We start from the raw sequence: 14,395 nt of genomic DNA on the forward strand, positions 1-14,395 counted from the left end.
TATGTCTCCCCTATTGTACATTAGCATAAAATTTCATCATCCACGCCGATAAGGAGCGCCAATATTCTGCGTCCTGTGCGTGATTGTCGATTGGGCGGATGTATTCGGATGGTTCCGCCGTGTATGTTTGGTATTGTCCATAGTCGCCGTGCACGTCCCCTACCATGTCGCTTGTGATCCATTGGTATGGCGTTACGTGCACATCTGGTTGTTCATTGAATGCGGATGGCACCGCTGCATAATATTCGAACCCTTTCGGCGCGATGGCCTCTATGATGGTTGGCATAATGCTTAGATGCGTGCCGATAGATGCGGATAATGATGTTTGTGAAAGCTCTGGATGTTGCATGTAAAACACGGTATTGCGAATTTCACGCATCGTATAATCCCGATGCAAGAAGGATGTATTATTAAACTGACCAAATAGATTGGAATGGTCACCCGTTACGATGAACAAACTATCTGGGAACTTCACTTTCATATCGTCAACGAAATTAAAAATAGCCTTATCGCAATATTTGTAAGTAGCTAAGCCCTTATTGCCATCCTTGCGATTCAAAATATCATCGCCAACGCCAGGCAAATCACGATGGGCATCAAAATCAAGGTACTTATCTTCCAATTTATAGGGACCATGATTAGTCGTAGTATATACAAAATGGAATGTCGGTTCGTCCATATCCACAATACGTTTTGCCGCCTCTTCGAGGAATACATGATCGTATACGCCAAGCCATGTTTGTGGTACATTAGGACCACAGAATTCGGTAGCATTTTCAATGCGGTCAAAGCCTTGAGCCTTGCCGTATTTCGTAAAGTTACCACTCGATGAGTTACCACCATACCAGTAAATGGTTTGGTATCCTAATCGTTTCATTTGTGCTGCCAGAGCCGTAGGCAATGTATTGTTCCAGAAAATTTCCTTTTCATTCAATTCCATGCCGCTATCGTAGATACCGCTCATGAGACTTGAAATAGAAGGGCGCGACACATTACCAGCAGGTAAGAAATTAGGCACACGAGCCGTATGTGTATCTGCTGCAAAACGACGCAAACCTGGACAGATATTAAAATTCATATACAACGGATCCATGGACCACTGAGGGATGCTTTCACCAACAATCAAAAAGATATGCTTAGGTTTAGTAATGCGAGCACCTTTTGCTACGCGTTTAAAGGCATGTAATGGATTGTCCAACATTTGCCAATCGCTGCGCGGCATGAGATGATTCACATCCTCTACGAGTTCCTCATCCGATTTCATTTGGGCCGCCGTCAACGGCGTTTTACGAACCAATTTGAGAGCCTCTAAATCGTCGATGGTGGCCTTCGCAAAGAAGATATCCTCCTTAACGATGGTTGGCACTACATCCCATTCCGGTTTATTGCGGTGATTCAATGTACCACCATAATGAAGCCAGTAGTAAATCACCACATAGATTACCAAGAACCCAAAGGCACTCGCGCCGGCTGCGATGTTGCTTTCAAAATAAGGATACGGAATGGACGGAATCGCAGATAACAATGTGCTAGCACCATAGCTAATGGCCGCCACAGGAATGAATCCGGCGAGCACCCACCAACCCTTGTCTTGATTAAAGAAGATATCGATGAGGTTTTTCTTATCTGCATGTTTACCATAGTGCAACATGTAGTTGTACGTATCATTAAAGTGCTTGTAGAACTGCATCTTACCGGCAAAGGCAGCATAAATAATGCAACTCAACACCGTATTGAGGACGATGGCTGCCGTCATGTAGTAATCTGGAAAGGCCAAGAATGGCAATGTACCGAGCACAAGCAAAATCAATAGCTGATACGCGTTGATATCCATGCCCCACCAAAATCCAAAGGTAAAGCATTTACTTATGATTTTTCCTTTTCCATTAAGATTTTCATAAGGATGATATACATAGATAAAAATAGCTCTAAATATAGCACAAAGAATTGGAAGCCATAAAAATAATTTTATATTCTGCTGAAGAGATAAAAAGAATTGTTCGCCCATATATTATTAAAAACTTTCTATAACTATTAACTATTCAATTCCATTAGTAATATCTAAATACTACTAACAATACTTTTTACACTTCGGCCCCTTACATTTTTTACATTTACCGCATCCGCGGTCGATAGTCCCAGTACTGGCTGATTTCTCAGCACTAGTACTCTCCTGAGCCTTCTTAGAGGCTTTACTATTCCATACAGAAACTATCGTTTCTACTTTTTTTCGGATCCATCCTTTTTGGATTTTTTATCCTTTTTCTTGTCTTTTTTCTTATCTTTTTTACTGAAAGTATCAGATAAGAAGACTGTTTTTAACTTGTCATTTAAGACCTTAAGCTTCTTTTCAGCCTTGTCTTTCTTTTTCTTTAACTTATCTTCGGATTTAGAATGTTTATCTTTTTTAGACTTTTTATGTTTTTTATCCTTTTTATCCTCTTTAGACTTTTTATCATCTTTGGATTTCTTGTCATCCTTAGATTTCTTATCTTCTTTGGATTTTTTAGACTTTTCGTCAGTCCCATTGATACGCGCCCATTCATCATCTACGCGTTTCAATTGCTTTTTAAGAAGCTTTTCCATCTTCTTATTGGCTTTATCAGAATCTAGGCCAGCTTTGCCGAATAACAAAGCATTTACTGCTGTATATGGATCAATAGAGGACATATCATTTTCATTTATATCATCTTTTTTACTAGATGCATCCTTATTTGTATGGGATATTTCTGTATCTTTAGATTTTGAAAGTAATACAGAGTTTTCCTCATCAAATGGATTTTCTTCATCTAAGTGACGGACTTCTAAACTTTCCACACCATCTAGTGAATTTACATCCATATGCTCTACAAGTGCTTCATCAAGGTCAGACATCTCATGTTTGGAGCTTTCACCAGAACCTGTAAAAAGACCACCCATAGAATGTAATTCGCTCAATTTAATATGGTTCATGCCCACTGTAGAATCGTGCTGTGCAGGAATATCGGACAATTGGACCTGTTCCATAGCGTACACATCGTTAGTATGGCTAACACCCTTGCCAAGATACGATTTATCAGCAATGATGATATCTTCTTGATCGTCGCCTAACACATTACCAAACAAATCCTCTTCAAGAGAATCGTAGGTATGCAACATGGACATCCGTTTTTGAACCTCTTCAATTTGATTCCACAAATCCACGAGAGAGGATGTGTAGTATACGCGTTCCTTAACCTCTAAATAAGCTTGGTAAACGATAGCTAATTCAGACTCATTGAGTCCCTCTTCGGCACCAATTTCTTCAATCATTTGTTGAATTTGTTGATCTCGATCATATCGTTTAATTAAGGCCTTGCGAATACGTTCAATCAATGCTGTATCGATGATTTCCACGGGTACCTCCAGTCTTCAATACACTCAGCCCTATCCACTACATTAGTGCATACGAATCAATGTATAGAACCATAAAAAATAATTTGATTTTATAATCTCTAATATATTATTATATCAGAATTTATCTGCTTTTTCCTTAATAATCTAGGTGAAAGACCCCTAAAATAAATTGACTGAATACACTAAAATTCGTTCTTTTACATCACGTTCTTCAAAGAGATCACTGCAATCAATGGGTTCTTCCTGTTCCAATCGCACATGGTTATTCAAGAAGTTTTCTACCTCTTCGTTTACGTAGTAGAAAAATAGCTTAATTTCACGAGGATGATGATACAGAGAATCAAAGATATTTCCTAATACCCGCTTAATCGTATGGAGCGCAAAGGGATTAAAGAAAAAGCAATGATCTGCTTGATCTGGCAATTCATAAAGCGCCGCATCACCATGAACAAAGCTCACACGATTGCGGGCTGCTGGGCTTTCACCATTAATTAGAGCCTTTTCATAGAGCCGTTCATCGTATTCGATGCCGATGGAATGACAACCCGTTTGGTACGCCATAAAAATACTAACACGGCCCTTGCCACTACCATAATCAATGAGGGTATTTTTCTTGCGAATATGACCACTATTCGCCAAGCGTTCAAGCACACAATAATCCGTCGGCTCATACGGATGATGCTCCGTATCAGACCGACTATCATCACGGCCAGCTGTCTTTATTTGTAAAACCTGTTCCCATTCCTGTTCACTTGTCATATACCTAATCCTATCATGAGGTCCAATTTATATGGCCTAATAATTAATACTAATCTTAATTTATATACATACTATACCCTTATTAGCGCCATATTTACAAATTAAAGGCAATCATGTATTATAATATATGACAAAGGAAGTCAATGTGAGACACGTTTTCACGCAAACAAAAAAGGAGGGTGGTGGCCCTCCTTTTTTTTGTGCTAGTTACTGACGGAAGTAACCATCTAGCCACTTGCAGATGTAGTGACATAATAAAAGCACCCATTAGGGTGCTTTTATTATGTCAAACATTTATTGATTCTAATATGGTATACTAAAGAGTAATATTTCTATTATTCTCATGTGCAGAATTATATGTCATTAAAAAGGAGTATCTATTTACATGGACAGTGATCTGACCTTAGATTTTATAATTATCGTCGTATTAATCATCGCGAATGGCTTGTTCTCTATGACGGAACTGGCCATCGTCAATGCAAAGAAACGAAAATTAGAGGAAATGGCCGAAGCAGGCAATGATCGTGCTAAAAAGGCCTTTGAATTAGCAGAAAATCCAAACGAGATGTTCTCTACCATTCAAATTGGTATTACCCTCGTTGGTATCTTAACAGGTTTATATTCTGGTGCTACCTTCTCTGGTCCTTTAGAGGATATCTTAGTGGCAAGCATTCCAAGCATCGAACCCTATGCTGCATCTATTAGCTCCTTCCTCATCGTTGCTATCATCACCTATTTATCCCTCGTTATTGGCGAGCTCGTGCCGAAACGTTTAGCATTAAATAGTCCTGAAAGCATTGCCGTTGTAGTATCTAAACCTATTTACTGGTTATCGGTAGCATTAAAACCTATCGTTAGCTTCCTCGGCATTTCCACAGAATTCCTTTTAAAATTACTAGGCGTTACTGTGAAAGAAGAGGCGCCTGTTACAGAGTCTGAAATCAACAAAATGCTTACCGAAGGTGTTGCCATGGGTGCTTACGAAGAAGAGGAACCTATCCTCGTAGAAAATATCTTCCACTTGGCAGATATGAACGCTGGTGACATCATGACACCTCGTACGCAGCTCAAATGGATCGACCTTAACGGTACAGAGGACGAAATTATGGAAGTCCTCAAAAATGCCAACCATTACCGTATTCCTGTAGGTACCGATTCCTTGGACGAATTAAAAGGTCTCGTTACCGTATCTGACGTATTAGTTCAAATCATGCAACGTCCTAGCGAACGTTCCATTCATGATATTATTGAATCTTGTTTGAAAGAACCATTACTCATTCCAGAATCCATTACACTCATGAAATTGTTGAACGTACTCCGTACAGAAGGCGTTCATGAAACCATCGTTCTCGATGAATACGGCGGTTTCAGCGGTCTTGTAACCTTACATGACATTATGGAAGAAATCGTAGGCCTCATGCCTTCCGGTGAAGAAGAAATTAAGGAAGAAGAAAACAAAATCGTCGAACGTGAAGACGGATCTTGGCTTGTAGATGGCCTCCTCGACGTAGATGAGTTTAAAGAATTCTTCCACATCGATGAAGAATTACCAGGCGAAGAAAAAGACTTGTACAAAACAATGGGTGGTCTCTTAAATGTTCTCTTTGGTCGCATTCCAAAAGAATTAGACAAAGCAAAATGGAATGGCTATACCTTTGAAGTCATCGACATGGATAATACCCGTATCGATAAAATCCTTGTTACCTACGAAGAACCTATTGTAGAACAAGAAGAAGAAAAAAATTAAGATTTATTAGCTTACCATTATTAATGATTGTTCTTTAATAATTACGGATAAGTAAATAGATATTAGTACATACTAGATTATATACAAAAAGAGTGAGTTCTCTAAGGAGGACTCACTTTTTTATTACAACCTAACAACCAGTGATTTTAAAATAAATAGGCATACTTTCAAAATATACTAACAAATATATGAAATAACTATATAATTCTCTTATTTCCTACAAATTTCTACAAATACACTAGAATTATATATTTAAATATAGTATTATTAAATTGTATAAAATATATATTTAGACCTAATCTAGAAATAACATCTAATTTAAAACTAGTCATTATTCTAAAATAGGTCCATTAAAATATAAAGTCCTATGATCATTTCATTGTGTAGTTATGTGTCATAGGGCTTATGTGTGTAGTAAAAGGAGAGATTCTATGAATCAAAGAGTCATGGCAACCATAGGAGCCCTCTTAATCGGGACCTCTATCATAAGTGGTTGCGGATCAGAAAAGCCACCTGAGGATACTACTCTCAAGGTACGGACCATCACCATCGGTGAAGAATCAGGCACTACGAGTGCTGGCTATGCAGGTACTATCCATAATAAAACGGAAACTAAACTAGCCTTTCAAATTGGAGGCCGCGTTATCAACAAATTTGTAAATGTTGGTGATGTGGTGGAAGCAGGCCAAGTTATCGCTCAAATCAATGGTTCTGATACGGCAGCACAAATGCAAAATGCAGAAGGCGCCGTAAAAGCAGCTCAATCGGCTTATGAATTAGCAGAAACTAATGCTAATCGATACCGCGAACTCTATGCGCAACAAGCGATTAGTAAATTGCAATTAGACCAAGCGGAAAACCAATTAAATGCCACAGCTGCTCAATTACAACAGGCTCAAGCAAGCCTTAATTTGAGTAGCAATCAAAATAGCTACACTAGCTTAACGGCTCCAGATACGGGCATTATTACGGCTCTTACTCTTGAATCTGGCCAAGTCGTAGCGGCTGGTCAAAATGTAGGCACCTTAGCAGTTGGTCGTGATCCAGAAGCGGTCATCGCTCTTCCAGAACAGGAAATGAGCAAGATTCACGTCGGTAGCCCTGCTACGATTACCTTCTGGGCGTTACCAGATGTAAAGGTTCAAGGCGTTGTGCGTGAGATTTCACCAGTTCCAGATCCAGTAGCAAGAACGTATACAGTAAAAATTGCCTTGCAAAATGCACCTAGTGAAGTACAGCTAGGTATGACAGTTAACGTAAATCTAACTACGACGGATACAAGCAATATCACCATTCCGTTGACGGCTCTTGTAAAAGACTCAAACGGCAACAATGCGGTCTACATCATCCGCGATAAAAAGGCTCATCTCGTGCCAATCAAGACTGGTGATTTTGGTCAAAACTCAGTTATCGTCACATCTGGCTTAGCTAAGGGTGACATTGTCATCACTGCTGGTACCCAACAATTACAAGAAGGGACGGCGGTGAGTCAATGAAACAATTTAACTTAGCCGAATGGGCTTTAAAACACAAGTCCATTATCTACTACTTCATGGCTGTGCTCCTCACCTTTGGTATCTTTTCATACAACCATATGGGACGTATGGAAGACCCAGACTTTACGATGCGCACCATGGTAGTCGGCGTTGCTTGGCCGGGGGCTTCCCCACAAGAAATGTCGGATCAGGTAACGGACAAATTAGAAGAAAAACTGCGCGACCTACCTGGCGTCGATTATACAAAATCTTTCACAGATGGCAGCAAATCAGTTATTTATATTAATCTGAAAGAAAATCTACCATCCGATAAAATCCGTCCCGCTTGGGAAGAAGCGCGGAACATGATCAACGATGAATGGAAGTCATTACCACAAGGTGTTCAAGGACCGACTATCAACGACAGATTTGATGATGTATACGGCATTATCTACGCCATTAGCGGCGATGAATTCTCCTATGAAGAAAAGCGTCAACAAGCAGAAGACTTAAAACGTCAATTGTTATCTGTTCCAAACGTTAAGAAAATCAGCCTCATTGGGGTTCAACAACAAACCCTTAATGTAACGATTAATAAGGATAAACTGGCATCCTATAAAATCAGTACACAACAACTATTAACGGCTATCAAACAGCAAAGTATGATGGTTCCAGCTGGTATGATTACGACGGATACGAATAATGTATATCTCCGCGTGAACGGCCTATTCGATAGTCCGCAAGCCGTACAAGATATGCCAATTCGCATCAATAATCAAACCTTGCGCCTTGGCGACATGGCTGATGTAACTATGACCTACCAAGATCCTAGCAATCCTCAATTCTACTATGAAGGCAAGCCAGCTATCGGTATTGCCATCTCCATGGATGCTGGGGCTAACAATGTGGAATTTGGTGAAGCTATCGATAAAAAGCTAGCAGAGTTGAAGAAAACCATCCCTGCAGGCCTTGAACTCGATCAAGTATCTAACCAGCCACATATTGTTAAGGAATCCATTGGGGACTTCTCACAATCCTTATTTGAAGCCATCGCCATCGTATTGCTCGTAAGCTTTGCATCTCTTGGCTTGCGTACAGGTGTGGTCGTAGCCCTCACTATTCCAGTCGTTGTGTCTACCACATTCATTTTGATGTATGAAAATGGCATTTATCTGCACAAGGTTAGTCTAGGTGCATTAATACTGGCTCTAGGCCTCCTCGTAGACGATGCCATCATCGTTGTAGAAATGATGAGCATTAAGCTCGAAGAAGGTTGGGGTCACTTTAGATCTGCCACCTTTGCTTATCAATCGACAGCATTCCCTATGCTATCTGGTACGCTCATTACCTGTGCTGGCTTCTTACCATTAGCACTCGCAGAAGGCATGGTAGCAGAGTTTACAAAATCTCTATCCATCGTTGTATTTATGGCGCTCATCCTATCTTGGTTCGCCTCTGTTCTCGTCAGCCCTGTTCTCGGTTATAAAATCATCGAAAACAAAGCTCCAAAACCTGAATCAGAATGGACCAAACGAGACCATATCATGCATAATCTTAGTGTTACATTCTATGACAAGTTTGAAAGACTGTTACATTGGGCCTTAGGTCATCATAAGGTAGTATTACTCATCACCTTAGGTGCCTTTGTGTTATCACTACTTTCACTACCATTGATAAAACAGGAATTTTTCCCATCATCAACGCGTAATGAAATCATCGTATCCATGCAATTCCCTCAAAGTTCATCCATCGAGTACACCGCAAATCAAGCGAAGATCATCGACGAACATTTACAAGGTAACGAACATATTTCAACCTTTACATCTTATATTGGACAAGGTTCTCCACGTTTCGTCCTCACCTTGGAACCGGAATTGCAACGGAACAATTTCTTGCAGTACGTTATCGTTACTAAATCCTTAGAGGATCGCGATAAACTATATGCTGAATTGACGCCATACTTAAATGAAGAATTCCCATCTTCCCTTGTTAATACGCAATTCTTACAAATTGGTCCACCATCCAAATATCCAGTTATGCTCCGCGTATCTGGACCTGATCAAAAGGTGGTAAAAGAAATTGCCAACAAGGTAAAAGACAAGATGCAAGGCGATAAAGATTTGCATAACATAGCCTTTGACTGGCCAGATACGGAACCAGTAGCCAATGTTCATATCGATCCTAACAAGGCTCGTTTACTTGGTATCGATAGCTATGCCGTATCCTTACACTTGCAAAGTTTATTATCCGGTACAAAATCTGGTGAATACTACGAAGGTAACCAAACAATTCCTGTTACATTCCGTTTAGGAGATAATGAACAACACAATTTAAGTGCTCTATCCTCCTTACCAATTCAAACAGGTAATGGTTCTTACGTACCTCTTAGCCAAATTGCAACCATCTCCATGACCCAAGAGGATGGTATTATCTGGCATCGCAACATGATGCCAACCATCAGCATTCACGCTAATGTAAATGCAGGTGTCTTAGGCAATGCGAAAACAAAAGAGGTTTATAAATCCTTACAAGACATTCGCGATTCCTTGCCTACAGGATATACCATTGAACTTGATGGGGCCGCAGAAAAGAGCGTAACAGCTGTACAAAATCTGTTAACACCAATGCCGATTATGCTCTTTGTGATCATGACAATCCTCATGTTCCAATTAAAGCGTATCGCCCTCATGTTTATGGCCTTGCTCACAGCCCCTCTCGGATTAATCGGCGTCGTATTGGCTCTGAATATTACAAGAACGCCATTGGGCTTTATGGCTATTCTAGGTATCATCGCCCTTTCGGGTATGATCATTCGTAACTCCATTATCTTGTTAGACCAAATCGAAATCCACAAGGCAGAAGGACAAGAACCTCGTGAAGCGATTATCAACTCCGCTACACTTCGTTTCCGCCCTATCATGCTCACTGCTATCGCAGCGATTTTAGGCATGATTCCTCTCATGGGATCTGTATTCTGGAGCCCACTTGCTATCGCCTTTAGCGGTGGCCTACTAGTGGCAACAGTGCTAACACTTATCGTATTACCAGTCATGTATGCAAGCTGGTACAAGATAAAATAAAAAAACAGCAGGGCTACCACCCTGCTGTTTTTAGTTACAATAATACATGGAAACTTATAGTCTATTACCTATTAAACTACAACAGCTGTACCATTGCATGTAACCATGAGCATACCATTTTCTGCACCTACTGTGCTGTATTGGAAGGATACGCCAATAACAGCATTAGCACCCAATTTAGAAGCCCGTTGAGACATTTCATCAAGCGCTGCTTGGCGTGCATTCATCAAGGAGTTTTCATAGCTACCGCTACGGCCACCAACGATGTCGCGAATGCCAGACATGAAGTCTTTCACAAAGTTACGGCCTTCTACGACCTCACCAAATACGATACCTTTGTACTCTTGTACAGGTTTATTTTCAATATGCATAGTTGTAGTAATAATCATAATTGTATCCTCTCTAATTGACTACAATATATTTTGATTTATTATAGCAAGGCTTTCACAGAAATACAATCACAAAAAAAGACCTATTCACTACATTCATAATGAACAGGTCTAATTATATGTTTTTATCGATCAAAATCGCGGTCTAGGTTAACCTCTTTCAATGGAACAAGTTTTGTTTTCTTGATGTATTTGTAACCTAAGTATACTGCGAAGAAGATTGGCAATCCGATGTACGCAACGGATACGCCATACCAGTCGATTGTATCGCCTGTGAAAGCGGAGTAGTTTTGACCAGCAATGATGATGACGCAAAGAATGAACGCCAAGATTGGGCCAATTGGGAACAACCACGCTTTGTAAGGTAATTCACTAAGATCTCTACCTTGTGCAATGAAGGCACGACGGAAGCGATAGTGAGAAACAGCAATACCAACCCAAGCGATGAAACCGCAAAGACCGGAAATATTAACAATCCAAGTATATGCAGTACCTTCACCGATGAAGCTTGTAAGGAATGCAAATAAACCGATTGCTGTCGTTAAGATTAACGCTGGCACTGGAACGCCACGGCTATTAAGCTTAGCAAAAATCTTAGGTGCTTGACCTTCTTTAGCGAGTGCGTAAAGCATACGCGTAGAAGAATATAGACCAGAGTTACCAGCACTGAGTACTGCCGTTAAGATAATAGCATTGATAAAGCTAGCAGCAAAGGCAAAACCAAAGCGGTCAAATACGAGTGTGAATGGAGAAATAGATACATTCTCTACACTAGAATTCAACAGATTTGGATCAGTGTACGGAATTAAGAAACCGATAACTGTGAAAGCACCGATATAGAACAATAGAATACGCCAGAAGATTGTATTAATCGCTTTTGGTACATTCTTTTCAGGGTCTTCTGCTTCACCAGCAGCTACGCCGATAAGCTCAGTACCTTGGAAGGAGAAACCAGCTACCATGAAGATAGCGAGAATGGATTCCCAGCCACCTACGAATGGTGCTTCCCCTACTGTCCAGTTCGCAAATCCTGGAGATGTGCCACCAATGCCAAAGATGAGCATGAAGCCACAGAACAGGAATACGAATACAGTAATAACCTTGATGCTAGAGAATACATATTCACTTTCACCAAAGGAACGTGTGGATAAATAGTTCAAGCCGAATAAAACGAACAAGAACAGAGCAGACCATACAATGGCAGGCACATCAGGGAACCAATATTTCATGATCAGTGCCCCTGCTAATACTTCAGCAGCCAATGTAATAGCCCAGTTAAACCAATAGTTCCAACCTAAGGCAAAACCAAAGGCAGGGTCTACATAGCGTTTTGCATAAGTCCCGAAGGAACCTGGAATTGGCAAGTACGTAGCCATTTCCCCAAGAGATGTCATGAGGAAGTATACCATGATACCGATGAGGCCGTAAGCTACAAGCGCACCACCAGGGCCTGCTGTACTTACCACTTCACCACCGGCTACGAATAAGCCAGTACCGATAGCGCCACCTAAAGCGATCATATTCATATGACGCGCTTTTAGGGAACGTTTTAAATGTTGATCTTTATTAGAGGTAAACTCTACATTATTATTTTGATTTTCAGCCATGGGTCACCTCTTATAAATCTAGATTACGCACATATTTTGCGTTATCTTCAATAAATTTACGACGAGGTTCTACCTTATCGCCCATGAGAACTGTAAAGATTTTATCAGCTTCGATGGAATCCTCTAAGCTAACTTGTAAAATCGTACGGTTTTCTGGGTTCATGGTAGTTTCCCACAATTGTTCAGGGTTCATTTCACCTAAACCTTTATAACGTTGGATTGTGATACCATCACGACCTACCTCATCAAGCTTAGCTGTAAGCTCTGCATCAGAGTATACATACCAGTGGGATTTACCCTTCTTGATTTGGTACAACGGTGGTTGAGCAATGTAGATATGACCTTCCTCTACCAATGGTTTCATATAACGGTAGAAGAATGTTAATAACAAGGTACGGATATGAGCGCCATCAACGTCCGCATCTGTCATGATGATAATCTTGTTATAACGGGATTTTGTAATATCGAACTCTTCCCCAATACCAGTACCGAAAGCGGTAATCATGGAGCGAATTTCGTTATTAGCTAAAATCTTATCAAGGCGTGCCTTTTCTACGTTAAGGATCTTACCACGCAATGGTAAAATCGCTTGGTAACGACGGTCACGACCTTGTTTTGCAGAACCGCCCGCAGAGTCACCTTCGACTAGATAAATTTCAGTCATAGATGTATCTTTTTCGGAGCAATCTGCCAATTTACCAGGAAGGCTAGATACTTCCAACGCATTTTTACGGCGAGTTAAATCGCGGGCTTTACGAGCTGCCTCACGAGCACGGCTTGCCATTGTTGCTTTTTCGATGATTTTCTTCGCATCTTGAGGATGTTCTTCGAAGAATGTCTTAAGACCTTCAGATACGATAACATCTGTAATACCTTTAACTTCGCTATTGCCAAGTTTAGTTTTTGTTTGGCCTTCAAATTGAGGTTCCAATACTTTTACAGATACAACAGCTGTCAAACCTTCACGTACGTCTTCACCGGAAAGGTTGGACTCATTTTCCTTAATCAAGCCAGATTTACGGCCATAATCATTGAGTGTACGAGTCAAGGCAGCACGGAAACCAGAAAGGTGAGTACCACCGTCAACAGTATTGATGTTATTTACAAAGGACAACAAATTTTCGCTGTAGCTATCGTTATATTGCAACGCTACGTCTACTACTACGTCGTCTTTTGTATTTTCAATGTCGATAACAGTAGGATTTACTACTTCTTTATTTTCGTTCAAGAAGGCAATGAAAGAACTCAAACCACCTTCGTAGTGGAAGCTTTCAACACGAGGTTCCTCTTGGCGCAAATCGCTCAATGTAATGCGAAGACCTTTGTTAAGGAATGCCAATTCTTGTAAACGAATTTTCAATGTATCAAAGTTGAATACTGTAGTTTCAAAGATTTCAGCATCTGGCTTGAAGATAACTGTAGTACCAGTACCTTCTGCTTTGCCGATTTCATGTAACTCGGAAGTCTTATGACCACGAGCGAATGTAATCTCTTGAATGATACCGTTTTGAGCTACTTGAACCTTAGTCCATTCACTCAACGCATTTACTACGGAAATACCTACGCCGTGAAGACCACCAGAAACCTTGTAGCCGCCACCGCCAAATTTACCGCCAGCATGCAATTTTGTTAATACTAACTCTACCGCAGACATACCAGATTCATGCATCCCTGTAGGAATACCACGACCATCATCGACAACAGTGATGCTGTTATCTTCATTAATGGATACTTCGATATGTGTAGCGTAACCTGCAAGCGCTTCGTCTACAGAGTTATCTACTACTTCATAAACGAGGTGATGTAAACCGCGAATGGACGTACTACCAATGTACATACCAGGGCGTTTACGTACCGCGTCAAGACCCTCAAGAACTTGTATATTCTGAGCGCCATAATTTTCTTCAGGCATGAAACAAACTCCTCCTAACAATCTATCACACTGTACTGGATTGAAATTTGG

General features: G+C 40.5%; 9 protein-coding genes. 3 read left to right on the forward strand and 6 right to left on the reverse strand.

All coding sequences use genetic code 11. From position 1 onward, the window contains the following. Positions 1-10 precede the first annotated feature (10 nt). The 3 genes from ACDF53_RS03260 to ACDF53_RS03270 all read right to left on the reverse strand — a co-directional run bounded on the left by ACDF53_RS03260 (position 11) and on the right by ACDF53_RS03270 (position 4,134). Positions 11-2,008: an LTA synthase family protein gene (locus ACDF53_RS03260; RefSeq protein ID WP_370815473.1), complete on the reverse strand. Its 1,998-nt coding sequence runs from the start codon at positions 2,006-2,008 to the stop codon at positions 11-13. 212 nt (positions 2,009-2,220) lie between these two features. After that, positions 2,221-3,375: a transcriptional regulator gene (locus tag ACDF53_RS03265; RefSeq protein ID WP_370815474.1), complete on the reverse strand. Its 1,155-nt coding sequence runs from the start codon at positions 3,373-3,375 to the stop codon at positions 2,221-2,223. A gap of 159 nt (positions 3,376-3,534) precedes the next feature. Beyond that, complete coding sequence (locus ACDF53_RS03270) at positions 3,535-4,134, reverse strand: methyltransferase domain-containing protein (RefSeq protein WP_370815475.1); 600 nt, start codon at positions 4,132-4,134, stop codon at positions 3,535-3,537. A gap of 385 nt (positions 4,135-4,519) precedes the next feature. On the opposite strand from ACDF53_RS03270, the gene ACDF53_RS03275 reads away from it, so the two are divergent. From ACDF53_RS03275 to ACDF53_RS03285, 3 genes are all read left to right on the forward strand, one after another. After that, on the forward strand, positions 4,520-5,881 hold the full coding sequence (locus ACDF53_RS03275; RefSeq protein WP_370815476.1) for a hemolysin family protein: 1,362 nt from the start codon (positions 4,520-4,522) through the stop codon (positions 5,879-5,881). A 431-nt stretch (positions 5,882-6,312) separates the two neighbouring features. After that, positions 6,313-7,377: an efflux RND transporter periplasmic adaptor subunit gene (locus ACDF53_RS03280; protein ID WP_370815477.1), complete on the forward strand. Its 1,065-nt coding sequence runs from the start codon at positions 6,313-6,315 to the stop codon at positions 7,375-7,377. Further along, entirely contained in the window at positions 7,374-10,436 is a 3,063-nt protein-coding gene (locus ACDF53_RS03285) for an efflux RND transporter permease subunit (RefSeq protein ID WP_370815478.1), read from the forward strand. The genes ACDF53_RS03280 and ACDF53_RS03285 overlap by 4 nt, the downstream gene beginning before the upstream one ends. A 71-nt stretch (positions 10,437-10,507) precedes the next feature. On the opposite strand, the gene ACDF53_RS03290 is transcribed toward ACDF53_RS03285, so the two are convergent. The 3 genes from ACDF53_RS03290 to gyrB form a co-directional block, all read right to left on the reverse strand. Further along, entirely contained in the window at positions 10,508-10,825 is a 318-nt protein-coding gene (locus ACDF53_RS03290; protein WP_105094815.1) for a YbjQ family protein, read from the reverse strand. A 125-nt stretch (positions 10,826-10,950) separates the two neighbouring features. Beyond that, positions 10,951-12,432 carry an amino acid permease gene (locus ACDF53_RS03295; protein WP_370815480.1) on the reverse strand — a complete coding sequence of 494 codons (1,482 nt, stop codon included), beginning with the start codon at positions 12,430-12,432 and terminating at the stop codon, positions 10,951-10,953. Positions 12,433-12,442: 10 nt separating this feature from the next. Next, a complete protein-coding gene (gene gyrB / locus ACDF53_RS03300) occupies positions 12,443-14,344 on the reverse strand; it encodes a DNA topoisomerase (ATP-hydrolyzing) subunit B (protein ID WP_295782543.1) in 1,902 nt (633 codons plus the stop codon). Between the last annotated feature and the right edge of the window lie 51 nt (positions 14,345-14,395).

The organism is Veillonella sp. (genome assembly GCF_041333735.1).
GTDB lineage: Bacteria > Bacillota > Negativicutes > Veillonellales > Veillonellaceae > Veillonella.

Excerpts from the sequence above, each read along its gene's own strand:
- ACDF53_RS03260 (WP_370815473.1), bottom strand. The coding sequence starts at position 2,008 with ATGGGCGAACAATTCTTTTTATCTCTTCAGCAGAATATAAAATTATTT.
- ACDF53_RS03270 (WP_370815475.1), bottom strand. The coding sequence starts at position 4,134 with ATGACAAGTGAACAGGAATGGGAACAGGTTTTACAAATAAAGACAGCT.
- ACDF53_RS03275 (WP_370815476.1), top strand. The coding sequence starts at position 4,520 with ATGGACAGTGATCTGACCTTAGATTTTATAATTATCGTCGTATTAATC.
- ACDF53_RS03280 (WP_370815477.1), top strand. The coding sequence starts at position 6,313 with ATGAATCAAAGAGTCATGGCAACCATAGGAGCCCTCTTAATCGGGACC.
- ACDF53_RS03285 (WP_370815478.1), top strand. The coding sequence starts at position 7,374 with ATGAAACAATTTAACTTAGCCGAATGGGCTTTAAAACACAAGTCCATT.
- ACDF53_RS03290 (WP_105094815.1), bottom strand. The coding sequence starts at position 10,825 with ATGATTATTACTACAACTATGCATATTGAAAATAAACCTGTACAAGAG.
- ACDF53_RS03295 (WP_370815480.1), bottom strand. The coding sequence starts at position 12,432 with ATGGCTGAAAATCAAAATAATAATGTAGAGTTTACCTCTAATAAAGAT.
- gyrB (WP_295782543.1), bottom strand. The coding sequence starts at position 14,344 with ATGCCTGAAGAAAATTATGGCGCTCAGAATATACAAGTTCTTGAGGGT.